The sequence below is a fragment of the Bremerella sp. P1 genome (assembly GCF_028748185.1).
Lineage (GTDB): Bacteria > Planctomycetota > Planctomycetia > Pirellulales > Pirellulaceae > Bremerella.
Map to the genome: position 1 here is coordinate 2,212,851 of NZ_CP118164.1, position 25,251 is coordinate 2,238,101.

The 25,251-nt window shown below is 56.5% G+C and carries 20 protein-coding genes; 10 read left to right on the top strand and 10 right to left on the bottom strand.

What is annotated here, in order from left to right; translation table 11 throughout:
• Nucleotides 1–14 precede the first annotated feature (14 nt).
• The 4 genes from PSR63_RS09120 (at nt 15) to PSR63_RS09135 (ending at nt 6,171) form a co-directional block, all read left to right on the top strand.
• Nucleotides 15–1,034 (top strand): galactose-1-phosphate uridylyltransferase, encoded by a 1,020-nt coding sequence (locus PSR63_RS09120; protein WP_274332605.1) that lies wholly within the window; start codon nt 15–17, stop codon nt 1,032–1,034.
• Between the two features lie 163 nt (nt 1,035–1,197).
• Nucleotides 1,198–3,372: an alpha-amylase/4-alpha-glucanotransferase domain-containing protein gene (locus PSR63_RS09125; RefSeq protein ID WP_274332607.1), complete on the top strand. Its 2,175-nt coding sequence runs from the start codon at nt 1,198–1,200 to the stop codon at nt 3,370–3,372.
• A 237-nt stretch (nt 3,373–3,609) separates the two neighbouring features.
• A complete protein-coding gene (locus PSR63_RS09130; RefSeq protein WP_274332609.1) occupies nt 3,610–4,830 on the top strand; it encodes a TlpA family protein disulfide reductase in 1,221 nt (406 codons plus the stop codon).
• A 174-nt stretch (nt 4,831–5,004) separates the two neighbouring features.
• On the top strand, nt 5,005–6,171 hold the full coding sequence (locus tag PSR63_RS09135; RefSeq protein WP_274332610.1) for a TlpA family protein disulfide reductase: 1,167 nt from the start codon (nt 5,005–5,007) through the stop codon (nt 6,169–6,171).
• Between the two features lie 54 nt (nt 6,172–6,225).
• On the opposite strand, the gene PSR63_RS09140 is transcribed toward PSR63_RS09135, so the two are convergent.
• The 4 genes from PSR63_RS09140 to PSR63_RS09155 all read right to left on the bottom strand — a co-directional run bounded on the left by PSR63_RS09140 (nt 6,226) and on the right by PSR63_RS09155 (nt 11,847).
• Nucleotides 6,226–6,498, bottom strand: a complete 273-nt coding sequence (locus PSR63_RS09140) for a hypothetical protein (protein ID WP_274332611.1) — start codon at nt 6,496–6,498, stop codon at nt 6,226–6,228.
• Nucleotides 6,499–6,564: 66 nt separating this feature from the next.
• Nucleotides 6,565–8,034 (bottom strand): DUF1501 domain-containing protein, encoded by a 1,470-nt coding sequence (locus PSR63_RS09145; protein WP_274332613.1) that lies wholly within the window; start codon nt 8,032–8,034, stop codon nt 6,565–6,567.
• A 57-nt stretch (nt 8,035–8,091) separates the two neighbouring features.
• On the bottom strand, nt 8,092–10,860 hold the full coding sequence (locus PSR63_RS09150) for a PSD1 and planctomycete cytochrome C domain-containing protein (protein WP_274332614.1): 2,769 nt from the start codon (nt 10,858–10,860) through the stop codon (nt 8,092–8,094).
• Between the two features lie 156 nt (nt 10,861–11,016).
• Entirely contained in the window at nt 11,017–11,847 is an 831-nt protein-coding gene (locus PSR63_RS09155; protein ID WP_274332616.1) for a TerC family protein, read from the bottom strand.
• 214 nt (nt 11,848–12,061) lie between these two features.
• Here PSR63_RS09155 and PSR63_RS09160 point away from each other — a divergent pair, with 214 nt between their 5' ends.
• Nucleotides 12,062–13,015: a sugar phosphate isomerase/epimerase family protein gene (locus tag PSR63_RS09160; protein WP_274332618.1), complete on the top strand. Its 954-nt coding sequence runs from the start codon at nt 12,062–12,064 to the stop codon at nt 13,013–13,015.
• A gap of 6 nt (nt 13,016–13,021) precedes the next feature.
• On the opposite strand, the gene PSR63_RS09165 is transcribed toward PSR63_RS09160, so the two are convergent.
• The 6 genes from PSR63_RS09165 to PSR63_RS09190 all read right to left on the bottom strand — a co-directional run bounded on the left by PSR63_RS09165 (nt 13,022) and on the right by PSR63_RS09190 (nt 20,676).
• Nucleotides 13,022–13,771 carry a DUF4190 domain-containing protein gene (locus tag PSR63_RS09165; RefSeq protein WP_274332620.1) on the bottom strand — a complete coding sequence of 250 codons (750 nt, stop codon included), beginning with the start codon at nt 13,769–13,771 and terminating at the stop codon, nt 13,022–13,024.
• 47 nt (nt 13,772–13,818) lie between these two features.
• Nucleotides 13,819–14,376, bottom strand: a complete 558-nt coding sequence (locus PSR63_RS09170) for a hypothetical protein (RefSeq protein WP_274332622.1) — start codon at nt 14,374–14,376, stop codon at nt 13,819–13,821.
• A 77-nt stretch (nt 14,377–14,453) separates the two neighbouring features.
• Nucleotides 14,454–16,280, bottom strand: coding sequence for an ATPase, T2SS/T4P/T4SS family (locus PSR63_RS09175; RefSeq protein ID WP_274332624.1), 1,827 nt, complete (start codon nt 16,278–16,280; stop codon nt 14,454–14,456).
• Nucleotides 16,280–17,428 carry a type IV pilus twitching motility protein PilT gene (locus PSR63_RS09180; protein WP_274332625.1) on the bottom strand — a complete coding sequence of 383 codons (1,149 nt, stop codon included), beginning with the start codon at nt 17,426–17,428 and terminating at the stop codon, nt 16,280–16,282. Before PSR63_RS09180 ends, PSR63_RS09175 begins: the two co-directional genes overlap by 1 nt.
• Nucleotides 17,429–17,497: 69 nt before the next feature.
• Entirely contained in the window at nt 17,498–18,265 is a 768-nt protein-coding gene (hisF, locus tag PSR63_RS09185; RefSeq protein WP_274332627.1) for an imidazole glycerol phosphate synthase subunit HisF, read from the bottom strand.
• A 386-nt stretch (nt 18,266–18,651) separates the two neighbouring features.
• On the bottom strand, nt 18,652–20,676 hold the full coding sequence (locus tag PSR63_RS09190) for an ATP-dependent DNA helicase (RefSeq protein ID WP_274332629.1): 2,025 nt from the start codon (nt 20,674–20,676) through the stop codon (nt 18,652–18,654).
• A gap of 202 nt (nt 20,677–20,878) precedes the next feature.
• Here PSR63_RS09190 and PSR63_RS09195 point away from each other — a divergent pair, with 202 nt between their 5' ends.
• From PSR63_RS09195 to PSR63_RS09215, 5 genes are all read left to right on the top strand, one after another.
• On the top strand, nt 20,879–21,568 hold the full coding sequence (locus tag PSR63_RS09195; protein ID WP_274332631.1) for a hypothetical protein: 690 nt from the start codon (nt 20,879–20,881) through the stop codon (nt 21,566–21,568).
• A 66-nt stretch (nt 21,569–21,634) separates the two neighbouring features.
• The gene (locus tag PSR63_RS09200) at nt 21,635–22,366 is read left to right on the top strand and encodes a hypothetical protein (RefSeq protein ID WP_274332632.1); all 732 of its coding nucleotides are present in this window, start codon (nt 21,635–21,637) and stop codon (nt 22,364–22,366) included.
• A 55-nt stretch (nt 22,367–22,421) separates the two neighbouring features.
• Nucleotides 22,422–23,162: a hypothetical protein gene (locus PSR63_RS09205; protein WP_274332633.1), complete on the top strand. Its 741-nt coding sequence runs from the start codon at nt 22,422–22,424 to the stop codon at nt 23,160–23,162.
• Between the two features lie 32 nt (nt 23,163–23,194).
• Complete coding sequence (locus tag PSR63_RS09210) at nt 23,195–23,905, top strand: hypothetical protein (RefSeq protein WP_274332634.1); 711 nt, start codon at nt 23,195–23,197, stop codon at nt 23,903–23,905.
• Nucleotides 23,906–23,999: 94 nt separating this feature from the next.
• On the top strand, nt 24,000–25,196 hold the full coding sequence (locus tag PSR63_RS09215; RefSeq protein ID WP_274332636.1) for a Gfo/Idh/MocA family protein: 1,197 nt from the start codon (nt 24,000–24,002) through the stop codon (nt 25,194–25,196).
• The last annotated feature ends 55 nt before the right edge of the window (nt 25,197–25,251 follow it).

Sequence of the window (25,251 nt, forward strand, 5' to 3'; positions counted from 1 at the left end):
ACAAGGACGTCGCCGTGAGTCCTAGTTCTGGAAACGAGCTCCGCCGAGACCCACTGCTTGGGTTTCAAGTTGTCGTCGCCGAAGGTCGCGAGAGCCGTCCCCAGCAGTGGAAATCGACCAGTCCGGCTCCCTCCGCGATGCGTTGCCCGTTCTGTGGTGGTCACGAAGATGCCACACCCCACGAACGGCTCGTTCTGCCGCAGGGTCTCAACCGCCAGAACGACCAAGAGCCGTGGGAAGTCCGGGTTCTGCCGAACATCTATCCTTCGTTGTCGCCCCACTTTCCGGACAGCGTTCCCCAAGCCGTAAGTCCCTTCTTCGAGTCCGTTGCGGCCAGTGGTATTCAGGAAGTCATCGTCGAGTCCCCTCAGCATGTTCGCTCGTTTGCCCAGTTGCCCGAGCAGAACGCGATTCTGACGTTTCAGGCCTATCAGATGCGGCTCAATGCGATCCGCGAGGAAGGCCGTTGCCGCTACGTTCAGCTCTTCAAGAACAACGGCCCAGCCGCTGGTGCCTCGCTCGAACACTCGCACAGTCAGCTGATGGCTACCCGCTACGTTCCTCCGATCATCGAGCAGGAACTGGCCGCCAGTAAGGCCTATTACGAGAAGACGAAACGGTCCTTCTGGAGCGATCTCATCGAAAGCGAATTATCGGATGGGATACGCGTCATCCATGCCGACGATCAGCTCGTGGCCTTCTGTCCATATGCGTCTCGGATGCCATTTGAAGTCACCATTTTGCCGCGGTCCAGCCAGGCCGATTTTGGGGAGGCAAACTCAACGCTATTAGAGCAGCTTGCCTTGTTGTTACGCTCGATCCTGGTGCGATTAGAAAAGGCATTAAATTTCCCGGCATATAACTACCTGATTCACACGTTGCCGTTTGACACATTCTCGACAGATCACTATCACTGGCATGTAGAGGTTTTGCCGCGCGTGACGGTCAGAGCAGGTTTCGAGTGGGGGACGGGTCTTTATGTGAACCCACTCTCTCCTGAACGAGCCGCTAGAATCCTCCGAGAGTTGCTGTAACCGATAAGGTCAACACAACCTGAAAGGTCACCGCAGGTCTTCCCTTAAACTCGATTGGAAAAGCTAGCAAAGGGTTATTGGTTCTGCCGATTCGTCCTGTATCTATCCAGACGAACTCCGTCGCATAACCTCCCCAACTCCCAGGAACTCCCCCGAGAACAACATGAGCAACACGATCCGTCTTTGCTTGGTCCTGCACAATCATCAACCCATCGGCAACTTCGATGGTGTCTTCGAGCAGGCCTATCAGGACAGCTACCTCCCTTTCCTGGACGTGTTTGATTGCTATCCCGATATCAAGATCGGCCTGCATACCAGCGGCCCGCTGATGGAATGGCTGGACGAGCATCATCCTGAATACCTCGATCGCCTGGCCGCCCATGTCAAAAACGGCCGCATCGAAATCATCGGTGGTGTCTTCTACGAAGCCATTCTGCCGATGATCCCGCCACGGGATCGCGTTGGCCAGATCGAAACGTACACCAAGTGGCTCACCGACCGGCTCGGTGCCAAGATCCAAGGCATGTGGATGCCAGAACGCGTGTGGGAACAACCTCTCACCGCTGACATCGCCGATGCCGGCATCCAGTACACCATCCTGGATGACTTCCACTTCAAGAATGCCGGTATCCCTCAGGAAGACCTCTACGGCTACTACGTGACCGAAGAGTGCGGCAAGCTGCTCAATGTCTTCCCCGGTAGCGAACGCCTTCGTTACCTGCTGCCGTTCGCACCGGCTCAGGACACCATCGACTACATGCGTAGCATTGCCGATCAGTACCCAGGCTCGGTTCTGGTCTTCGGTGACGATGGCGAAAAGTTTGGAACCTGGCCCGATACAAAAGCCCACGTCTACGATCGTGGCTGGTTGGCCCAGTTCTTTGAACTGCTGACCGCCAACAAGGATTGGCTGCTAACCACGACGCTCGCCGAAGCCTCGGAAGCATTGCTTCCCGTTGGCAAGACCTACATCCCCGAAGGCAGTTATCGCGAGATGACCGAATGGGCGATGCCGGCTCAGCAGCAAGTCGAGTTCGAGGACATGGTCCACGAACTGGAACATCAAGAACATTGGCCGCAGATCAAGAAGTATATCCGCGGTGGCTACTGGCGCAACTTCAAGGTTCGCTATCCCGAAACTGACGAAATGTACTGCCGTGCCCTGGGCATCAGTAACCGGCTTCACGCTGCCGAGCAAAACGGTGGCGATGCCCAACTGTTGGCTCAGGCCAAGAAGGAACTTTACCGCGGTCAGTGCAACTGCAGCTACTGGCACGGTGCGTTCGGTGGCACGTACCTGCCGCACCTTCGCAACGCCGTCTACAAGCACTTGATTGCCGCGGACAACCTGCTGGACAAGGCCGAGCACAAAGCTTCCAGCTTCATCGAAGCCGAAGTCGCCGACTTTAACTTCGACGGGCGTAAAGAAGTTCGCCTGGAAGACGACAAGCTCGTCGCCATGATGGCTCCGGCCAGCGGTGGCACGATCTACGAACTCGACGTTCGTTCGATCTGCCACAACCTGTTGGCAACGTTGTCGCGTCGTCCCGAAGCATATCACCGCAAAGTGCTCGCTGGTCCTTCGGCTGGTGGCGGTGAAGTCGCATCGATTCACGATCGCGTGGTCTTCAAACAAGAAGGCCTCGACAAGATGCTGCAGTACGACACCTACCAGCGCAAGGCATTGGTCGATCACTTCTTCGACAACAACGCTTCGCTGGAACAAGTGGCGCTGAACAACGCCATGGAACGCGGTGACTTCGTCGGCTCTCCCTTTGAAGCCAAAGTGCGACGCAACCCGGACCGTATTCAGGTTCAGATGTCGCGGATGGGCAACGCCTGGGGTATCCCGCTGAAGATCACCAAGGGCGTCACCATGAACGCCGGCAGCAGCAGCCTCGAGATTGCTTACATGCTGGAAGGTCTGCCGCAGGATCAGGTCCTGCACTTCGCCGTGGAAATGAATCTAGCCGGTCTTCCTTCGGGTGCCGACGATCGTTACTTCCACCAGGCCAACGGCAACAAGCTGGGTCACCTCGGTACGCAGCTTGACCTGCACGAAGTTCAAGATCTCGGTGTGAAAGACGAGTGGCTCGGTATTGATTGCCGCTGGAGTGCCGATCGTCCGACCAGCCTGTGGACGTTCCCCATCTCGACGGTCAGCCAGTCGGAAGGCGGTTTCGAGATGGTGCACCAGAGTGTCTGCATGATGCCTCATTGGTGGGTCCAAGGGGATGCCGAAGGCCGCTGGAGTGTCGTGATGCAGCTGGACATCGACACAACACTCGCGGAAAGCCGCATGCCGAAAGAAGTTCGCGAAAGCGTCAACGCAGGCTAGGCAATCTGCATGTGAGTGTAGTCGAACTCACATTCACCGATCGAAATGTAAGAGCTCTCCGTACTTAGCGATGGAGAGCTCTTTTTCTTTGCGCACCCAAAAGTGATCAAATTTGACCCAGCTTGGCCTTTTTGCGAAACAATTAGGTTCTTGCATGCGTACCCAATGCTTACAATACGTATCAATTCGCGCGAGTTGGACCATTACCTAATCTAATAAAGACAGGGAGAGACAGTGATGAAAATCGCTTGGAAATTTGCCCTAGCGGCACTGTTGGCAGGCGGCATGATGGTAACGAGCAGCAACGTGTTTGCTGACGATGATGCTGCCGCGGCAGAAGCCCCTGCCGCTGAGGAAACCGCAAAGGAAGCTGCCGAAGAAGCCAAAGAAGAAGAGGCGAAACCCAAGACCTTCCAAGAGGAACTGACTGCCGCGTTGAATGTCGCACGCACAGGCGGTGACGACCGGCTCCCAATTCCCAAGCGTTTCGAGAAAGCGGTTGAAATGATCGACCAGGCCTGGGACCTGGAACGCACCGCTGACGAAACCAAGCAAGCAATCAGCTTGAAGGTCTCGTTGCTGTCGGTTCAACAACGATTCGGTAACCCCAAGGCCGTGGAAGAAGCAATGGCCTTCCTCACGAACCTGACCAAGGACGAAAACCTTGAAATCGCCTCGTTCGCTGAGACCTCGCTGCTCAACCTGCGACTCAATCAATTGGCATCGCTCTCTCCCAAAGAGCAGCAAGCGGTGATTGATGAAGTGAAGGGACAAATCATGGAAGCCGAGCCTTCCCCCAGCACGGCAGCTTTGGCGATGACCCTGGCGAGCTCGCTTTCCAAAAGCTTGGAAGCAGATCAGGCTGCCAAAGAAGTTGCCGACCTGGCCAATCACTTCAAATCTGTCGAAGACGAAAACGTCCAAAAGGCTGCGGCTCGCTTGGTGGGTCTCTCGAATCGCTTGAACCTGCCGGGCAACCCGATCGAAATCACCGGTACGAAGCTTAACGGCGAAGACCTGGCGTTCGATTCCTCCTTCAAAGGCAAGACCGTCGTGGTCGACTTCTGGGCAACTTGGTGCGGTCCTTGTATCGCCGAATTCCCCAACATGAAGCGGCTCTACGAAATCTATCATCCGCACGGTTTTGAAATCGTCGGGATCAGTCTCGATGAAGAGAAAGAAACCGTCGAGAAGTTCGTCGAAGCCAAAGAACTTCCTTGGACCATCGTCTGGACCACTCGGGAAGAAGGCGAACGCGGTTGGGATGACAAGAACGCTCGCCGTTACGGCATCAGCGGAATTCCTACGATGATCTTCGTCGGCAAGGACGGCAACGTTCAATCGTTGACTGCCCGCGGTCACAATTTGGATCAACTGCTGGCCGAAGCCTATCCGGACGTCAAGGTTCCCTCCGAAGAAGAGGAAGCCAAGAAGGACGCAGAAAAGACGGAAGAGTAATCGCTTCCGCCTGGCATCAACGCAAGTTGGTAGGTGCCACAATTTAATAATCACGATGGCTGCTTATGAAAATAGGCAGCCATTTTTGTTGACTTAGAATGGAGTGACAACGACCCAGGGGCACCAACAGACTCATCCGCCCCGGCACCCTGAACCATGATCGAGGAGTGGCAGATGAAGCGTGCGTGGACCTATTATGGGCTTTCGTTCTTGTTGCTGGGACTTGCCGTTCCAACCGCGCCGCTGTTTGCCGAAGAGGCCTCGGTTGTCGAGTCGTCACCATCACTTCACACTCCTTTCGAGCCAAAGTCGGCCACCGAAGGCTTCACGCAGTTTGAAACCTTCATGCGTGATCCGAACAACCCGCTTCCGATTGCCGAGCGTTTGACGCAAGGGATCGCGATGCTGGATACCCTCTGGGCAATCGACTCCGACGAGGAATTCAAACGCAAGCTCATCTGGACGCGTTTCTCGCTACGAATGGCTCAAGCACGCACCGGCAGTGAGGCGAGCATCGAGAAGCTATTGAGCGAGCTGACCTCGTATTCTCAGCACGAGCAGCCCGAAATCTCGCTGGCAGCAAGAGATGCCAAGATGACGCTCCAATTGATGCTCATCCGTGACAAGTCCGCCGAAGAGAAACAGACCCTAGTTCAAAACATGCAGGAAGAGATCGAAGCGATGCCGGTCACTTCCGCTTCGGCCAAACTGGCGATGACCCTTGCCCGAAATCTTTCCGCGGTCGTTGATGAGAAGTCAGCCGCCAGCATCGCAGACGAACTCGCTTTGCACTTCGCAAATTCAGACGATTCAGAACTGCAGCGGGTATCGGAAGACCTGAAGGGCTTCTCGCGGATGATCAACCTGAACGGCAACTCGATTCAAATCGCCGGAAAGACGCTCGAAGGGAAAGAGTTGGCTTGGGAGTCGCTGCGTGGCAAGGTCGTGCTGGTCGACTTCTGGGCAACGTGGTGTGGTCCCTGCGTTGCCGAGTTCCCTCAACTGAAGCAGCTTTACGAGATCTACCACAAGCATGGTTTTGAAGTCGTGGGCATCAGTCTTGACGACGTAAAGGCGGACGTTCAGCAGTTTGTCATCGATCGCGAGCTACCATGGATTATCGTCTGCAATGCTGAAGGGGACGACTACCACGGCTTCTCGGATGCGAATGCCCGGTACTACGGAATCAACGCGATTCCCCAGATGATCTTGGTGGACAAAGACGGCATCGTGCAGGCCACCGATGCCCGTGGTGAGAAACTGGCCATGCTCCTCGCCCAAGCCTTTCCCGATGTGGAAGCCCCCGAATTAGAAAGCGAAGAAGCTGCAGCTGAGCAATAGTAATTCCCCCTACCCAATTACGTTGCTCTAGAGCAGAATCGAGACGGGTCCGACTCAAGTGCGGACTCGTTTTCGTTTCCATTGCAGGTAGTTATCAAATTCGGGATGAGCCGTGAGTAGCTCGATCGTGTTGTAGCGGCGACCGAGTTCTTTCTCATCCGGAATGAAGTGATGGATCATCTGATGACACATCTTGCACACATCGATTGTGTGCTGCATTTGCTGCTTGGAATAGCGGCTTTTGAACCATGCCTTGCGATGGCAATGGCGCGGGATCAGATGATGCTCGTTAAAAGCTTCATCTCCGCATAGTTCACAGCGAGCCATCGTGGTAGTCCTTCGGTTGAAACAGGCAACAATCCCCGTAAGACACCGATGCTCGCTTTCGGTTCACTACGATAGCAACTGGTGAACCACGTTCCCGTGAACGTCCGTCAGACGGTAATCACGTCCGGCATAGCGATAGGTGAGCTTCTTATGATCGAAGCCCAACGCGTGCAGCATGGTGGCATGCAGGTCATGAACATGAACCGGATTTTCGGCCGCCTTGAAACCGGTCTCATCGGTCGATCCGTAAACCTGGCCACCCTTGATCCCACCGCCGGCCAACCAGCAGGTGAAACCGTAGTGATTGTGGTCACGTCCGTTGACCTTGCCTTGGTTGGAGCCAGGCTTAGGCAATTCGACCGTCGGCGTACGACCAAACTCTCCGCCCCACAAGATCAGGGTCTCTTCAAACAGGCCCAGTCGTTTCAGGTCGGCAATCAACGCGCTGATGGCTTTATCGCACTGCCCTGCCAGGCGGCGGTGTGACTTCTCGAGATCATCGTGGCTATCCCACGGCTGGCCTTTGTCGTGGAAGACTTGCACGAAGCGGACACCCCGTTCGACCAACCGACGAGCAATCAGAATCTGACGTGCCTGGATGCCGTCGCCGTAGGCTTCCAGCACGTTCTTCGGCTCGCGAGAAACGTCGAAGGCATCGGTCGCTTCCATCTGCATGCGATACGCCAACTCGAAGGACTGCACGCGAGACTCTAAGGCCGGATCGAAGCCGCGCTGCTCGCGGTGAGCCTGGTTCATCTGTTGCAGTAGATCGATCTGGTTGCGCTGTTCTTCCAGCGACAGCTTCGAGTTCTTGACGTTCTCGATCAGCTTCTCGACTTCAGTGTGCCGCGTATCGACGTACGTTCCCTGATAGACGCCAGGCAAGAAGGCCGACTGCCAGTTCTGGGTTTGCTTGGTCGGGTAGCCATTGGGGCACATCACAATGTACCCAGGCAGGTTTTGGTTGTCGGTTCCCATGCCGTAGGTCAGCCAGCTACCAAACGCTGGACGAACGGCGACCGAAGCACCGCAGTTCATCAATCCCAGCGATGGCTCATGGTTGGGAACTTCGGCCTGCATCGAACGAATCACGGCGATGTCATCAATGTGCTTGGCCGTGTGCTGAAACAGCTCACTGACCTCGATGCCGCTCTCGCCGTACTTCTGAAACTTAAACGGCGATGCCATGGCGGCACCCGTCTTGCGCTCGGTACGGAGGTTCTCGCCGCCGGGCAGTGGCTTGCCGTCGTACTTGGTCAAAAGGGGCTTCGGATCGAACGTATCGACATGCGAAGGACCACCAGTCATGAACAAGTGAATGACATGCTTTGCCTTGGCTGGAAAATGCGGAGCTTTAGGCGCCAGCGGGTTTTGATACGACGAGGCCTGGGCTGCCGATTGAGCATCGGCTGCCAGTAGTTTCTCGTCGCCCAGCAAACCGGCCAGGCCCAACATACCAAGACCAGTTCCCATGCGAGAAAGCATGTCACGACGGTTCATGCAGGCTTCAGGGTGATGTGGGTATTGGCTATTCATAATCTAGTTCCGGTTCTTATTTCGCGAAGTCGTTTGATCAGTGAGACAAGGAAAGGGTTAGTCCACGAACATGAAGTCATTCGAGACCATCACCACCTGGGCGACACTGTCCCACTTGTTCCACTTCTCTTCGTCGCTGGATGCTTCGACGTACTTCAAAAACATTTCCGACTCTTGCTTCGTAGGCGATCGCTGAAGCACCGTCTGGAAGAGTCGCTCAAGACGCTGTTGGTCCGAAAGCGACGTGTCATCTTTCCACTTTTCCGTCACCCACTGAGCCTGACGCTGCACGAACGGACTGTTCAGCAGGTACAACGCCTGTTGAGGAACACTCGTCTTCGAGCGTTCCGGGCTCATCGCGTCGGGGCTGGGGTAATCGAATGCTCGATAGAGGTTCGGCAGATCTTGCCGATCCACAAACCCGTACACGGTACGCCGCGGCGGATTGGGGACCTCCAGGATCTTCACGGCTCGTCCACCGAGGGAATCATCGAGCGAGCCGCTGACCTTCAGCATACCGTCACGCATTTCCTCGAAGCTCAGGCGACGTCGATTCATCCGCCAGAACAGACGGTTCTCGGGGTCTTTCTCGCGGGCATCGGGGCGGTCTTTGCTCGACTGCTGATAGGTCGAAGAAAGCATGATGTACTTATGCAGTTGCTTAAGCGACCAATCGTTGGTTCGCAGATAGGTCGATAGGTGATCCAACAGCAGCGGTAAGGCAGGCGGATCGCTGCGAATACCAAAGTCGCCCGGCGTAAGCACCAACGGCTGATCGAAGTGCCCCATCCACACGCGATTGACCATCACACGTGCGGTGAGTGGGTTATCGTCGGCGACGATGTCTTCGGCCAGCTCGAGACGTCCGCTGCCATTCTTGTAAACGGAATCCGACTCTTCATTCAAAACGCGAATGAACTGACGCGGTACGCGATCGCCACGTCGGCCTGGGTCACCTCGCAGGAAGATTTGTGGATCGTGAATGTTGTCGCGATCAACGACGGCCATCGCCCGCGGCGGGGAGCCAGCGGAATCGATCTCGTGTCCGCGAATGTTGCCTTCGAGCTTCTTCTGGTGATTCCGGTCGCTCGTGAAGTAGGCTCGACGCACGTCGTTCTCATTCAACACGACAGGCGAATTGCGTCCCAATAGCGACTTGGCAATCTGAGCCTGAGCACCTTCGAGCTTATCGGCCCCTTCCCGATTGAATTCGGCATCTCGATAGAGCTTCCCGATCGGCTTCAACAACTCGTCGTATGTGTCGACCAACGCCGGCAGCGTCGTCGGCTTGGCACTATCGAGTGCACGTCGCACGACTGGATTCAACTGGCTTTGCTCGCCGGTCCACTGGGCCAGCAGTGCTTCGGATTGCGATGCATAGGCGTCATCGCCCAACTCGCGTGCTTTGAACAAAGGTCCCCACACCGGATGATCTGGTTTCCATTCGCGATCGGCGAAGAGCTTCCACTTGCTGACCAGGTGCGGGCGAATGTTCTTGCTGTCGAGTTCGTTCTGCTCGAACTTGGCAATCTCGACATCTTGTTTCTTCGAGACAGCCCGGACGATGAAATCGAAGAAGTTGGTCGACGCTTCGAGTTGGATCGCACGATCGACCTTGGCGATATGCTGATTCAATGCGCCCTGCAGCTCATCCAGCTTCTTCTTGAATTCCGGATACTTCGGATCGGAATCGATGGGACCGACCAGCGGAGTGGTCTCTTCCAGCTGATCGAAAACACCGTATAGCCCGTAGTAGTCGGCCATGTTGATGGCGTCGTATTTGTGATCGTGACAACGGGCACACGTGACCGTCAAACCGAGCACCCCTCGCGTGACAACGTCGATACGATCGTCGATGGTATCTTGCCGCTTGAGGAACTGGCGACCGATGCGAATCAACCCGAGACCCGCCAGGCGTCGGTCTCCTTCTTCGGCAAAGTAGTCCGCTGCGATCTGTTCCTTAAGAAACTCGTCGTATGGCGTGTCGAGGTTGAACGAATCAATCACGTAGTCGCGGTAGGCATGGGCGTATGGAAAGCGGCGATCCTGGCCATCGTTCAAGTAACCACGTGTATCGGAGTACCGGGCAACATCCAGCCAGATCCGGCCCCACTTCACACCGTACTGATCGGAAGCCAACAGGTGATCGATTACCTTCTCGAACGCATTGGGGTCCTTATCGTTCACGAACGCTTCGACTTCTTCCGCCGTGGGAGGGAGCCCCGTCAGATCGAACGTCGCGCGACGGATCAAAGTCCGACGGTCGGTCTTCTCGCTCGGCGTGATGCCTGCTTCCGTAAGTCGGCTCTGCACGAAGTGGTCGATATCATTCGTCGCCCAATCACCTTCGACCTTGGGTGCCGCTGGATTCTGGATGGGCTGATAGGCCCAGTGATGCTGCTTATCGTCCACCAGGCGTTCGTCGAATGTGGCTGGCTGCAGCGGTTCAGACTCTTCGGGCCATGGCATGCCTAGCTTGACCCACTTCTCGAGAGCTGCGATCTCCTCAGCCGGCATCTGACCGCTCGGAGGCATCTCGTACGTTTCGTAGCGTACGGCCTGGATCAGTTCGCTCTCGTCCGGCTTACCGGCGACAACGGCAGCTCCGGAGTCACCCCCTTTGACGACCGCCGATCGAGCGTCCAGACGAAGGCCATTTTCCTGCTTTTCAGGACCGTGACACTCGACACATCGTTTCATTAAGACCGGACGAACCGACTTCTCAAAGAATTCGATATGCTCGGGAGAGAACTTATTTTCCGCCGATGCCTGAGCCGTGAATGTGAACATCACGCACAAGGCGAGCGGCAATGCGAGGGTCCGCATAGAACTGAGCCACTGAGGTTGGGTGGGATTTGATCAAAGGGTGGGAACATGGGAAGACCATGCTCCACCTATTCTACCGCACCGCTTGGCATCGGTCCAAGTCTAAATGCGTCCGCGAAGCGGCAAATCACCCCTCATTCGTGGGAAAAGATCGGGTTACGAGCCCTCTGCGGCTCGTGCCTGGGCTTCCTCTTCCAGCTCTTTCTCGATCGGCTTGCGCCCTTTCATACGAACCCGCATGTTGAGGAACTCGACGATCAAGGCAAAGGTCATCGCGAAGTAGATGTATCCCTTGTTGAAATGCGTGCCGGCCCCTTCGGCAACCAGCATCACGCCAATCAAAATCAGGAAGCTGAGGGCGAGCATCTTGAGGGTCGGATGACGTTCGACGAATTCGGAAATCGGATTGGCGAACACGATCATCACACCCACCGAGATCAACACCGCCGTGACCATCAGCCAGATGCCGCTGACCTCCATACCGGCGATCATCACCGTCTCTTGAACCATACCTACCGCGGTGATCACTGAGTCCAACGAGAAGATGATATCCAGCATCATCACTTGAAAGATGACACCAGAGAACGTCGCTGCAGCCGGCTTGGCTTCCCCGTCGGCATGCGGGTGGTGTTCGAGCTTCTCATGAATTTCGAAGACACTCTTCCAAATCAGGAACAATCCACCCACGAACAAGATCAGGTCCTTCACCGAAACGCCTGCCAGCTCCTCGTGATGATGGAAAAACTCCAAGTCGCCGAAGAGCGAACTCCAGTAGAAGAACGGCTCGTCGGCTTTCATCACCCACGAGATCGTAAAGAGCAGCAAGATCCGCATGATCAATGCGGCCAGCAGCCCCATGCGGCGGGCATTGGGACGTTGCTCTTCTGGCAACCGCGCCGAAACGATCGCGATAAAGACAATATTGTCGATGCCCAGAACGATTTCCATGGCGGCCAGAGCGATGACCGCGATCAGTGCTTCCCACATAGATGATTCTCTCAGCGTCCCCTACGGTGGCTGAAGTTGGCCACCAATCTCATTTCATCCCCACGATTTGGTCAGTCGCATCATAACGCACGCAGAAGTCGGTCACCATGCCGCTTTCTCGGCGAAGATACCCCTTTACGCCGTTGCATGTCGTGTGCCATCCAACCACAATAAAGCGACCTGCAAAGAAATTCCCACCTAAGGACACTGGCTCATGAGCGCGCTATTGGATCGTCGTCAAATGCTTTCTCTCTCGGGTGCCGCGGCACTCGGCGGCGCCGGACTCACTTTGGGAACCTCCACTACCGCACAGGCCGCTCCAAAGACCCCGCCGGCGATTCGCTACTGCTTTAACACCAGTACTATTCGTGGTCAGAAGCTGAATATTGAGCAGGAAGTCGACATTGCTGCAAAAGCAGGTTACGACGGCATCGAACCGTGGATCTCCAAGATTCAGGAATACAAAGACTCCGGCAAGAGCCTGCACGACCTGGGCAAGCGGATTGCCGATTCCGGATTGAAGGTCGAAAGCGCGATCGGCTTTGCTCAGTGGATTGTGGACGACCAGGAGAAACGTACCGCTGGTTTGGAACACGCCAAACGCGACATGGACCTGCTCGCGCAAATTGGTGGCACACGCATCGCCGCACCCCCGGCCGGTGCTACCAACGGCCCGAAGCTCGACCTGCTGGAAGTTGCCAAGCGATACCATGCCCTTTTGGAAGTCGGTCGCCAGGCAGGCGTCGTTCCAGAGCTGGAGCTGTGGGGATTTTCGACAAACCTTAACCGCCTCGGCGAAGTGGCCATGGTCGTCGTCGAAGCCAATCATCCCGACGCGTGCATGATGCCGGACGTCTACCACATCTACAAAGGTGGTTCCGACTTCAGTGGACTCAAGGCGATCAGCGGCAACGTGATTCCCGTGTTCCACATGAACGACTATCCCGCCGATCCGCCACGCGAGAAGATCAACGACAGTGCCCGGGTCTTCCCCGGTGATGGCGTTGCTCCGCTGAAGACGATGATCCAGACGCTGGTGGCCAACGAGTTCGCTGGCGTTTTCTCGCTGGAACTGTTCAACCCGGAATACTGGAAGCGTGATGCCTTGGAAGTCGCCAAAGAAGGGCTCGACAAGATGAAGGCCAGCGTCCAGCAGGCCATCGGCTAAGGCCGGTTATCGAGCGTCGGGGTAGGTCTTTCCCAACGAAATGGAATCGGCGATCCAGAAGAATTCGTTCTGCTTTTCGCCGTAACCGCGTTCGCGCTTCATGAGCACTTCGACATCCCACAGCGGCTTGCCCGACTCTTTGTCGATCACTTGAAACTCGTGACGTCCATAGTTCACGCCTTCGTAAAAACTGGACGAGATGTCGCGGACGAACTTCGCTTCGAGCGGGCCGCCTGCCCACCCTCGCAACACCTTCACGGCGTCGTGCGTTTCAAACGCCTCGAGATCTTCCTTGGTCAGATCGTCCTTCTGGTAATAGCCTTCCAGCGAGGTCGTTGCCGACTGACGACCATTGGGGCGGAGCGTCAGCTGGTGGGCTTCCATCGTCTTCTTTTCCAGCAGCAAGTCGAGCCAGCTCTTGGCCATCTCGCGCGAAGTGCTCATCATCACGCGATCGCGAACGCCCCCCTGCGTGACGCCAATGCCCAACCAGATGGCAGCCAGGCCCATACCGATCAGGGCCATTCCCTTCCCGGTCAGGACATCCGATTTTTGAATTTGGTAGTAGGCCACCAGCGATAGAATGATGGCCAGCACCGGGACGATCCAAAGGACCGATGTAAAAATCGCGAGAACCGAAAACACCCCCAGCACCATGCCGCCAATGGCCAGCCGGCTTAGTTCTCGATATTCGAGCAGGTCTTCGTTTTCGGCGGAAAATCCAGCACCGGAAGCGTGGTTAGGCGTGTCAGTCATACGTGACGAAGATTCAATTCAAAGGGGCGATAGGCGACGACAACGATTTAGCGATCTGCTTCCGCTTGGGCACGCTCAAAGCGTGTTCTTGCGAACTCGACCATGTTGAACGGTTTGCCAGGCATCCCCAAATTCGATGGAAGTTGAAAGACAACGTAACCGTATGTACGTCCGGCAAACGAAGGAACGCTGGGACCATTCATCATGTTGATGAAGTTTGGCTCTCCAACTGGCGAGGCAAACAGCGTAAAGCTAATCCAGCAGTACATCACGATGGTAATCAAGCCTGTACCGATCCAGTCGAACGCGGGATCGAGCTTCTTGCCGAATCGGACCGGGTATTTCGACAGCCAGTTGACGTACTTCCGCAGCGAACCGTAGAAGCACCAAAACAGGAACCAGATGAAAATGAACTCGGTGAAACCGCTCCATTCGGGTGCCTTTTCGTTAATCTTGGCGGCTGACACGGGCGCGATATTGACGGCGATCACACTGCACAGAATCACCATTTGGCAGCTGAGAAAGTTCGTCCAGAAACACTGATTCCAGAAGACTGCGAACAACGCCAGCAGCAGGACGACAGTAAAGACGAAAAAGTACAACACAGCCAAAAGTCCTGGATACGAGTAACAACAACGGGGGCAATCAAACGACGAAGGAGCGGAAATACGAGAGTTGCAATCTACTCTTTGAGGACACGACTGATTTCTTCCAACGAAGTCACCCCCGTTGCCACCAGTCGAATCGCTTCCTCCTGAAGCGTCTTGTTGCCTGCTTGCTTGGAAGCACCTCGAATCGCTTCGAGCTTGGGCGTTTTCACAATCGCGCGACGAATACCATCGTCGACTTTCATCAGTTCAAAGATGCCCACGCGGCCGTAGTAACCGATGCCACCACAATGCTCGCACGGCGGCTTCTTCGGATCATCCGGGCCGGGAGGCGTCGGTGTCTTGTAAAGCTTATCCACCTTATTTGGCGGGATTCCCATGCGTTTGAGCAGGGCCACGCTTGGCTGAAATTCTTCGCGACAACCCTTACACAGTCTGCGGCAAAGACGCGTGTACAAAACGCCATTTAACGCGCTCGCGTACTCGTCCGCGGGGATCTTGAGAGAAAGAAGCCGCAGGATCGCCTCGGCACAATCCTCTTTGGCATTCACCGTCGTGAAGCACATGCGTTTCGAGTTGGCCTCGTTGAGCAGAATGCCAAACACTTCTGGGTTGTCGATTCGACGAACGAACAACGCATCAGGCTGATTTCGAATCACCGAGGTCAATGCGGCCTCAGGTGCTTCGCCGGCAGCCGGATCGTAGTACTTGAGCGAGATGTTCATCACCTCAGGCTCGCGACTATTCTTCACTTCGATCCCTGCGAAGTCACGCATCAGACGATCGGTCGAAGACAGGCCGGTTTGCCACAATGTGGTAAAGCCTCCTTCAGGGCGGGCCGCGAAGACGAACAGACCGTTGGGGGCCCCCATCAATCCCTTGACCTCTTGGATCATGGCATCCCGCATACCCAGGTCTTCTAAGGTCTCGAGCTTGGCGGTGACCGCAGGCACAGCGAGAATCGCTCGTTCGCCGGTCTGCGTCCCTTGTGTATTCAGCGAGCAGATCACCTTCTTCTTGATGTCGTACTTGATCTCAAACTCGCCTGCTTGCCGCGCGCGACGCTCGTTGGGATTCATGTTCGAGATGAGCTTCAAGACCACCAACATCTGATCGCTCGACTCTCGATCACGATTCTCACCGGCAAGCCAGACACCATCGATCAGGTACCGCATCGCGACGGTTTCCTTGGTGTAGTCCATCATCACCTTGGACGCGCGGCGGGTGATCATCTCGAAGATCAGCTCCTTCACCCAGACATAGGCATCGGGCATCTTGCGAGCGGTGTAGAGGTTCTCGGTGTTCTTGGCCGGATCGCTATTGCCCATGGCCGTGATCTGAATCTCAGGCCCTTCTTCCCAAGGCTCTTTCAGCTCGCGTTTCACCTTTCCGCCCGACCATGTTCCGATCAGGTAGCGGATGTGATCTTTGGTCATCACGCGTTCGTGCGGGTCGAGCATCGCGTTGCGGGTCTTGATGTACATAAACAGCGGCACGGCCCACGCCAAAATCGCCAACAGAAATCCGCCGAAATAAGGGATCGCCGCGCAGAACAGCCAGAAGGTCAAGCCGAACACCAGGACGTTCGGAATCACCCACGCTTCTGGCGAAAGCTTCCGCTGGGGACAGTCCTGGCCGATCCAGTCGGTCGAATAGGTCCACATGCAGAACAAGATGATGACCGGCAACAGCAGAAACGGATTGACGAAGAAACCTTCGTCCGTCGGATCCGTCGCGGCAACCGGAGCCGGCGTACTTGCGGGAGCAGCTGCTGGGGCTGCTTCAGGCGCCGCAGCCGCTTCCCCACCCTCTTGGGCAAGCAAGGTCGACTCGAATCCAAATGAAGCAGTAGCCAGGCCGATCAACAGAAAGGCCAAAATCAAAAAAGCGATTCTTCGCATTAAACCATCCCAGGTTGTGCCACATTGATGCCTTTGAGTGCCATCTTCAACGCTTCGACGTTTGGTGCCACGGCGAAAGCGGTTTCGCGATCGATTAGTTCTTTGTCGATCAACGACTTGAGGCTCATCGTGAAGTCTTGCATACCGTCGTCTTTACCGATACGAATCGCATCGGGCAGCTTACTGTCCTTGCCTTCCAGAATCAGTTTCTGGACGGTTGGATTCATCGTCATGATCTCGACCGTCGGCACACGGCCGACGCCCGGCTTGATCGACTTGAGGAGTTTCTGCGCGACGATCCCCTTCATATTGAAGGCGATAGCGCTGCGAATCGAGCCGTGCATTTCTTCGGGGAACAAGTCGAGAATACGGCCGATCGTACTGGAGGCACTCGAAGCGTGGATCGTTCCGAACACCAAGTGCCCCGTTTCCGCCGCGTGGATAGCCGTGAGGAACGTTTCCTGATCACGCATTTCACCAATCAGGATGATGTCGGGGTCTTCACGCACGGCGTGCGCCATCGCAATCTCGAAGTCTTTCACGTCTTGCCCGATCTCGCGCTGATTGATCAGGCACTTATCTTCGGTGTAGACGAATTCAATCGGGTCTTCCAGCGTCAGGATGTGTTTCGAGTAGTGTCGGTTGATCCAGTTGAGCATCGACGCGATCGTCGTTGACTTACCAGAACCCGTCACCCCGGCCAGCAGGACCATCCCTTGATCGAACTTGCACAGTTCTTCCATCACCGGCGGAATGTTCAGCCCTTCGAAGTTGGGAATCCAGTTGTTAATACGACGAGCGACCAGACCGACGTTGCCCAGTTGGGTGAACATATTCACACGGAAACGCCACTTCTCGCCGTCGACGTCAACGACGTGGGCAAAGTCGGCACCGCCGTTGTCTTGGAAGATTTTCGTATTGCGTTCATCCAGCAGAGGCCACAAGAGTCGCAGCATTTCTTCGGCATCGATCGGCCCCCGGTTGAGGTTCTTCAGCGTACCGTTGACGCGCACGATCGGCGGGCGGCCCACCTTCATGTGCAAGTCGGAACCTTCCAGCTTCACCAGGGCGCGGAAGATCTTGTCGACTTCGTACTCTTTGTCCCCCGAGAGAAACTTCTCGGCTATCGCTTTATCGATCTCTGCCATGACTCTTCTACCTCAGTTCCTGAACGTTCGAGGACAAGCGCCTCATTTTGATTCGCGACGGCCGTGAAATCAAAGCCGGACACAAATTCCCCGGTCGCGCATCAATTCTTTGGTCTCATGAATTGTAAACTGGCCGAAGTGAAAAATGCTCGCTGCCAGGGCAGCATCTGCCTTGCCTTCCAGAATCGCGTCGGCCAAATGCTCGGGGTGCCCTGCCCCACCGCTGGCCACCACGGGAATCGTTACCGCCTCGCTGACCGCTTTGGTGACTTCCAGATCGTAGCCATCCTTGGTTCCGTCACGATCCATACTCGTCAGTACGATCTCGCCGGCACCCAGCTCTTCAACCCGCTTCGCCCAGCTGACCGCTTCGAGGCCGGTCGGCTTGCGACCGCCGTTGATGTGGACTTCCCACACTTCCTGGCCATCTTTCTGTACGCGTTTGGGGTCGATGTTCACCACAATGCACTGGCTACCAAATCGCTTGGCCGCCTGGCTGACGAACTCGGGATCTTTACAGGCCGCCGAATTGATCGAGACCTTATCGGCCCCCGCATTAAGCAGCGAGCGAATATCTTCCATCGTGCGAATGCCGCCCCCAACGGTCAGCGGCATGAACACCTCTTCCGCCGTTCGCCGCACCACATCGAGGATGATGTCGCGTTCTTCATGGCTGGCAGTAATGTCCAAAAACACCAACTCGTCGGCCCCTTCGCGCTCGTAGCGCGCAGCGACTTCGACCGGGTCACCGGCGTCGCGCAGCTGAACGAAATTCGTTCCTTTGACGACACGCCCTTGGTTGACGTCCAAACACGGTATGACACGGCTGGCCAACATCGATGCTAACCGCAGCTTTCAGAAAGGGTTGCATTAACAAAACCGAACCCAGAAAAGGGCCCGTAGAAAGGCAAATCTACTGTAAGCGGGACAGGAGTCAGGGTCAACTAACCCCACTTGAGTATGGAGTGCTTTCCTGACACCTGAAATTAACGCAGGCACATGCCCAACAACGGGCAATGCAAAGCACAAAGCCCCCACGCCCTAAGGGCCGGAGGCCCGGCCGAATGTAGCCAGGGGTGATAACCCCTGGTACTCTGGGCCCGTCGTAAAGTAAGCCCTGGAAGGGCGACCGAATCCAACCATCGTATTTTCGGTCGGCCTTCCAGGCCTAGGAGGCTATTGGTAAACGCAATGAACAATCCAGGAGATCTCCGCGTTCGATCCTAGATATAGTCATCCCAAGTCGGCTTCGCCGAGCCAGCCTGGGCAAAGCTATCTTCCACCAGGTGACACTCCGGTAGCGCTTTTAGAAAGGCTCGTCCGTAGCCCTTCGTCTGCACGCGTGGGTCGAGGATGACCACGATGCCCTTGTCCGAGTGCCCTCGGATTAGCCGGCCGAAGCCTTGCCGCAGCTTGATGATCGCCTCGGGCAGTTGGTACTCCGAGAACGGCTGGCCGCCGCGTTCCTTGATTTGATTCAGCCGAGCCTGAAGCAGCGGATGGTCCGGCACGCTGAACGGGAGCTTGGTGATGATCACGTTCTGCAGGGCATCCCCCGGGACGTCGACACCTTGCCAGAAACTATCCGTTCCGAACAGCACCGAGCCCGGCGTCTCTTTAAACTTCTGTACCATCTGCCCACGTGGCATGCCGTCGGACTGACTGAACAGCGTGTACCCGTTCTGGCTCATCCAGCGGCTCACGCGGGAAGCACAGTTGCGTAGCATGTCGTAACTGGTGAACAGCACGAACGCGTGCCCCTGGGTTTGCTCGACGTACCGCTTCACCATATCGGCCAGCGCCTGGTCGTAGTCGCGGCGATTGCTGGGGTCTGGCATCCCTTTCACCAGGACCAGCTTGACGTTCTTCTTGTAGTCGAACGGACTGCCGGAGGTGACCTCGTCGTTTCGCGTGATGCCGATGCGATCCTTGAAAAAGTCAAAGCCCTCGTTCGGCGAGGACGATAGCGTCGCGCTGGTCAGGATCACACTGTCCACCTTCTGGAACAGCTCTTCCCTGAGCACTGGCCCCACTTCAATCGGCGTGGCGAACAGCTTCACTCGTCGGTAAGGTCCACGCTGCTGGCTGCTTTCGACCCAGTAGACGGTGTGTTCCATCTTCTGCATCCGCCAGGCTTCGATCGAGTCGGCCATCAGGAAGATGCGGTCCGACAGCGAATGAAAGTCTTGCCGCGTACCTTCCTCTTCAAAGCGATCCCCTTCCGACTTCACCATCTGGGCCAGCTTGGCCATCGCCGGCGAGAGGACATTCGGGATCAGCTCCGGCACGTTCACGCGGCCGTTTCCGCCCGGGTTCTCTTCCAGCCAGCTATCCAGCTCGTTGAAAAACTGCTGGGCTCGATAGCGGGTATGCACTACCTGGTTCATCGCGTCGCTGCACTCGTGATGGACCAGCAGGCCTTTCTGGGTGCGTTCGTTGAACAGCTTGTTCAGGGCGAAGTCGATCTGCGTCGACGTGACCGACATCCCCAGGTGATCGCCGGCGACCCCTTCCAGCGTGTGCGCTTCGTCGAAGATCACCGCGTCGTACGAAGGCAGCAAGCTGACGCCACTACGCCGCAGGGCCAGGTCGCTGAAGAACAACGCATGGTTCACGATCAGCAGCTGTGCGTTCTGCATCCGGCGGCGAGCCCGGTAGTAGAAACAGTCGTCGTACGAAGGACACTTGCGTCCCAGGCAGTTGCCGCTGTCGCTGGCGATTTCGTCCCACACTTTGATGGCTGGGCGAAAGTCGAGATCGCTTAGCGAGCCGTCCGCCGTCTTCTTCGACCACTCTTTGAGCGTGCGGAGCTGCGTCGTCTCTTCGTCTTTGTCGAACAGGCTGGCACTGCGAAGCGAGGCTGATCCCAGCCGACGCAGGCTCACGTAGTTGCCACGGCCCTTGGCCAGCACGGCCGTGAATTCCAAGGGAATGGCCGCGTTGATCAGCGGAATATCCTTTTCCAGCAGCTGTTCCTGCAAGCTGATTGTATGGGTCGAGATGACCACGCGGCGGGACTTCTCACCATTTCCTTGCTGGCCACAAGCCCACAGGATCGACGGCACCAGGTAGGCAAAGCTCTTGCCGACGCCCGTCCCGGCCTCGACCACCAGGTGGCGGTTCTTGGCCAGGGCCTTGCCCACGGCCTGGGCCATGGCCATCTGCTCGGGGCGCTGTTCGTATTGTTGTAATCGACGAGCGATCAGCCCCTGGGGGCCGAGAACGTCCTCGATTGACAGGTTATCCATCCGTGAACTGCTTGACTGACTGGTATGGCTTTACAGGGTCGGTAACTGTTTACTCTATCGCGGATCGAGCCTACTGCCCACCACGATGGGTAAAAGTCGCGTCGTAAGCTAGAGCAGGGACTCGATTTGGAATAGACTAGGATCCGGCCTTTTGGGGCCGACCTTTTCGTACTGTCCTTCTGCGTTGAGAAAGTCATCCACGATGCCGATCGACTTCGATTGCGCCGTTTGCAAACATAGAATTCGCGTCCCGGATGGAACCGAGGGAAAGCGAACCAAGTGCCCCAAGTGCAACGCCATCCAGCCGGTTCCGTCCGAAACGGACGAATTACAGCTGAAGGACTCGCCAGGCGAACCTGCCCCGACACGTCGATCTGGCGTGGGGGATGCCTTCAAACCACGGGAATCCTCGCCGCCACCGCAAGAGAAGAGTCCTTTCGGCGACATGGACTCAGATAGCTCAACCAATCCTTACGCCCCTTCGTACGGCGAAGACGCGGTCAAGGTCAGCTCGGCCCGCATGGAGGCCATGGAAAAGCTGCAGACGCCGGCCCTGATCTGCCTGATCCTGGCGGGTCTGGGCATCGCTTCCAACCTGGTGACGCTGATCATCTCGGTGATCGGGATCATTGGCGAAGGGGCCCGCGGAAACGACGTCGTCATTCAGCTAATCAGTTATGCGATCGGTTTCGGATTCGCGATCGGTCTGTTGGGTTTTGCCTGTTTCGGACTGATGCAGGCCCGTGATCTTAAAAGTTATGGCCTGGCCTGGGCAGGCTTCATTATCACTTTGCTTCCCTGTTCGTGTTGTTTTCCCCTGTCCCTTCCTATTAGCATCTGGGGAATGATGGTTCTGTCCGATAATAGCGTCCAGCGTCAGTTCACTTCGTAACGAGTCGCTAGGTCCATGTTGTTGCTCCTACGTTGAAACTCCCTCGAACCGATCAGGTGCCTTCCCATGTCGATCGACTTTCCTTGCTCGAATTGCCATCAGACGGTTCGCGTGCCCGATGGCACCGAAGGTAAAAAGACCAAGTGCCCTAAATGCCAACAGGTCCAGGTCATTCCCGATAAGAACTCGTTCGGGTCATCCTCGGCACCGACGCCTCCTCCGGCACCCGAGCAGCCGGCCAAGGAAGAATCGATGTGGGATGACCTGATGCCAGAGCCGTCGTCTGCACCAGCGCCCGCTTCCAGCAATCCGTTCGGCGATGCTCCCGATCCGTTTGGGCCTCCGGCCGACAATCCCTATATGTCGCCGACTCAGTCCTCTTCGTCTTATCCACGTCGAGGTGCTTCGCGCGAAGAGGCTCGCTCGAAACTGATGGGTCCGGCGATCGGCGTTTTGGTATGTAACGTCCTGGGGCTGCTTCTGCTGGGTGTCTGGGCGATTGCCACGATCATCGAGCTTCAAAAAGGAAACGAGATCAACGATACGCCTGAGATCGTCGGAGCCAGCATCGCTCTGTTCATCATGTTCGGCCTTCCGTTCCTGCTGAGTCTGTTGTGCATGGCGGCCATGGCCCGAGCGTTTGCCGTCCGCAATTATGGCCTGGTCATGACCGGATTCATCCTGGCCTTAACGCCCTTTGGCGGAGGCTGCGGCTGCTTGATCGGGATGCTCTTTGGTATCTGGGGTATCGTGATGATGAACGATGATTCCGTCAAAGCGGCCTTTCGTCTGCCGTAAATAGAAGCTCTCGAAACTGAAAAACGCGCTCCGCGTAGACGTGAAGTAAACGAATATGCCGATCGACTTTCCCTGCTCCAGTTGCCATCAGACGGTTCGCGTGCCTGATGGCACCGAAGGTAAAAAGACCAAGTGCCCCAAGTGCCAACACATCCAGGTCATTCCCAATAAAAGCGCGGCAGGTTCGTCCCCCACGCCAACGCCTCCTCCGGCTCCCCAGCAGCCGGCCAAGAAAGAATCGGTCTGGGATGACCTGACGTCGGAATCGACTCCAGCCGAGCCACCTGCGTCGAGCAATCCGTTTGGCGATGCTCCCGATCCCTTTGGACCGCCGTCGGACAATCCCTATGTGTCGCCCCCTTCGTCGGCGTCTTCCTCTTCGTCTTACGCACCTCGACCGGCTTCCCGTGAGGACGCACGCTCGAAACTGATGGGCCCTGCAATTGGTATTCTGGTAACTAACGGGTTGGGTCTGCTCCTGATGTTACTGGGGATCCTCATCACGATTGTCGAAGTCGTAGACGGTGGCGGATTCAACGGGAACCAGAACGATGTCGAGGTCCTTATCGTGGCGGTGTTCCAATTTGGCATACCGTTGCTGTTCACCATCCTGTCGATTACGGCGATGATCCGCGCGCTGGCTGTCCGCAACTATGCGTTGGTCATGACCGGTTTTATCCTATCGATAACGCCCTGCTCGGGCGGATTCTGCTGCCTGATCGGGATGGTCTTTGGCATCTGGGGAATTGTGGTCATGAACGACGATTCCGTGAAAGCAGCGTTTCGCCTACCGTAGCTAAGCCGTTACCTATTTGAGAAAGTCTTGCGATGCCGATCAGTTTTCATTGCGAAACCTGTCGGCGGTCTATCTGCGTTCCCGATGGTTCGGAAGGCAAAAAGACACGCTGTCCGAATTGCTATTCGATCGTCCGGATTCCCTTCAGCGGTAGCCCGAAGCTGTTGACGACCCCCGACGTACCCGAGGTCGCTCCACTGGAAGAAGAGGACCCACTGGGAATCACTGGTAAGACTGAATCTCGCTGGGATGCCCCGCCCCCGGACCAACCTTCCCCAAATCCTTTTGCCGAGCGGCCTGAACCGTCACCGGTCGAAAGTCCCCAGGCACCACTGCCAGGTCAGCCACGGGACACAACCCAAAAGCAAAAGATCCTGAAGGCCTTGGCGATCGCGTTGATGCTGCTGGGAGTGCCGTCGCTGGTTTTCGGCTTGCTGATGATTGGCGTTCGAGTTGTGGTGATCTTTGAATACCCAACCGATGATCCGCGAACGCTTGGTGCACTGGCAGGCCTGATCACGGTGTTTATCGTTCAAGTATTGACCCTTATTGCCTTGAACGAGGCACGCATCATGCGGAACTACATCACCGCACGCACGGGAATGATCTTGGCCATAATCCCGTTCTCCTACCCGGCAGCTCTCTTGATCGTGCCGCTGGCGCTGGCGATTTGGGGGGTCGCAATTCTGTACGATCCCGACGTTCGTGCCGCCTTCGAAAGCGAACCCAAGCTAGACGCCTGACTGACACGCCCCGCCGCGTGTGTTAAAACAAGCGTTCTTTATCGAACTAACCCCCAAGCTTTGCCTGTCTTATTCTCTGAGGAGATTTGCCCCCATGGCTACCAACGGTGATCTGAATCGTAAATTGCGAATGGCTTTGGTCGGTGGTGGTTCCGGCTCGTTCATCGGCCGTGTTCATGCCACTGCAGCCGTCCTCGATAACCGCGCCGCACTGGTCGCCGGGGCACTCAGCTCGAACCCCGAACGAGCCAAAGCTTCCGCTGCCGATTACGACATCCCCGAAGATCGGGCCTACACCAGCTACCAAGAGATGCTGGATAAGGAAAACGCCCTGCCGGAAGACAAGCGGATCGACTTCGTCTCGGTCGCCACGCCGAACCACATGCACTTCCCCGTGGCCAAGGCCGCCCTGGAAGCCGGCTTCAACGTCATGTGCGACAAGCCAATGACGCTGACTCTGGAAGAAGCCGAAGAGCTGTACGAAGTCGTGCAGAAGTCGGGTGCCGTCTTCGCTGTTACGCACAACTACACCGGCTACCCACTGATTCGCCAGGCTCGCGAGATGATCCTTAATGGTGAGCTGGGCGAGATCAACGCGATCCGCGTGCAGTACATCCAAGGCTGGCTGCGAGAAAAGCTGGAAGACACCGACCAGAAGCAAGCTGCCTGGCGTAGCGATCCGAAGAAGAGTGGTGCCGCCGGTGCTTACGGCGACATCGGTACCCACGCCTACAACCTGGGCCGCTACATGACCGGTCTGCTGCCAGACAAGGTCAGCACAAGCCTGGCTACCTTCGTTGAAGGTCGCACGCTTGACGACTACGGCACCACCATCATTCGCTACGAAAACGGTGCCCTCTGCACGCTGACCGCTTCGCAGATCAGCCATGGCCGCGAAAACGATCTGGCGATCGAAATCGACGGCACCAAGGCCGCCATCCAGTGGCGTCAGGAAAACCCGAACGAAATGATCTTCCGCCAGAACGGCGAACCTCACAAGATCTACACCCGCAGCCCTGGTGCTCCGTTCATGACCCCGATGGGTGATGCTGCCTGCCGTATTCCGGCCGGTCACCCCGAAGGGTTCTTCGAAGCGTTCGCGAACATCTATCGCGCCGCGTTCGATGCGATGGCCCTGCGTGCGTTGGGTAAGGACTTCGAGAAGAAGGACACCGTCTATCCAAATATCCACGACGGCGTCGAAGGGATGTACTTCATTCAGCAGTGCGTCGCCAGTAGCCAAGAAGACGGCGCCTGGTTGCCCCTGAAGCACGAAGTGGCTCGCCGTTAAGCAGCTTCCGTGCCATCCACACACGCCGCTTCCTGACACAGGGAGCGGCGTTTTT

Excerpts from the sequence above, each read along its gene's own strand:
- PSR63_RS09135 (WP_274332610.1), top strand. The coding sequence starts at position 5,005 with ATGAAGCGTGCGTGGACCTATTATGGGCTTTCGTTCTTGTTGCTGGGA.
- PSR63_RS09180 (WP_274332625.1), bottom strand. The coding sequence starts at position 17,428 with ATGGCAGAGATCGATAAAGCGATAGCCGAGAAGTTTCTCTCGGGGGAC.
- PSR63_RS09150 (WP_274332614.1), bottom strand. The coding sequence starts at position 10,860 with ATGCGGACCCTCGCATTGCCGCTCGCCTTGTGCGTGATGTTCACATTC.
- PSR63_RS09130 (WP_274332609.1), top strand. The coding sequence starts at position 3,610 with ATGAAAATCGCTTGGAAATTTGCCCTAGCGGCACTGTTGGCAGGCGGC.
- PSR63_RS09215 (WP_274332636.1), top strand. The coding sequence starts at position 24,000 with ATGGCTACCAACGGTGATCTGAATCGTAAATTGCGAATGGCTTTGGTC.
- PSR63_RS09140 (WP_274332611.1), bottom strand. The coding sequence starts at position 6,498 with ATGGCTCGCTGTGAACTATGCGGAGATGAAGCTTTTAACGAGCATCAT.
- hisF (WP_274332627.1), bottom strand. The coding sequence starts at position 18,265 with ATGTTGGCCAGCCGTGTCATACCGTGTTTGGACGTCAACCAAGGGCGT.
- PSR63_RS09195 (WP_274332631.1), top strand. The coding sequence starts at position 20,879 with ATGCCGATCGACTTCGATTGCGCCGTTTGCAAACATAGAATTCGCGTC.
- PSR63_RS09210 (WP_274332634.1), top strand. The coding sequence starts at position 23,195 with ATGCCGATCAGTTTTCATTGCGAAACCTGTCGGCGGTCTATCTGCGTT.
- PSR63_RS09175 (WP_274332624.1), bottom strand. The coding sequence starts at position 16,280 with ATGCGAAGAATCGCTTTTTTGATTTTGGCCTTTCTGTTGATCGGCCTG.
- PSR63_RS09125 (WP_274332607.1), top strand. The coding sequence starts at position 1,198 with ATGAGCAACACGATCCGTCTTTGCTTGGTCCTGCACAATCATCAACCC.
- PSR63_RS09155 (WP_274332616.1), bottom strand. The coding sequence starts at position 11,847 with ATGTGGGAAGCACTGATCGCGGTCATCGCTCTGGCCGCCATGGAAATC.
- PSR63_RS09160 (WP_274332618.1), top strand. The coding sequence starts at position 12,062 with ATGAGCGCGCTATTGGATCGTCGTCAAATGCTTTCTCTCTCGGGTGCC.
- PSR63_RS09200 (WP_274332632.1), top strand. The coding sequence starts at position 21,635 with ATGTCGATCGACTTTCCTTGCTCGAATTGCCATCAGACGGTTCGCGTG.
- PSR63_RS09145 (WP_274332613.1), bottom strand. The coding sequence starts at position 8,034 with ATGAATAGCCAATACCCACATCACCCTGAAGCCTGCATGAACCGTCGT.
- PSR63_RS09205 (WP_274332633.1), top strand. The coding sequence starts at position 22,422 with ATGCCGATCGACTTTCCCTGCTCCAGTTGCCATCAGACGGTTCGCGTG.
- PSR63_RS09190 (WP_274332629.1), bottom strand. The coding sequence starts at position 20,676 with ATGGATAACCTGTCAATCGAGGACGTTCTCGGCCCCCAGGGGCTGATC.
- PSR63_RS09165 (WP_274332620.1), bottom strand. The coding sequence starts at position 13,771 with ATGACTGACACGCCTAACCACGCTTCCGGTGCTGGATTTTCCGCCGAA.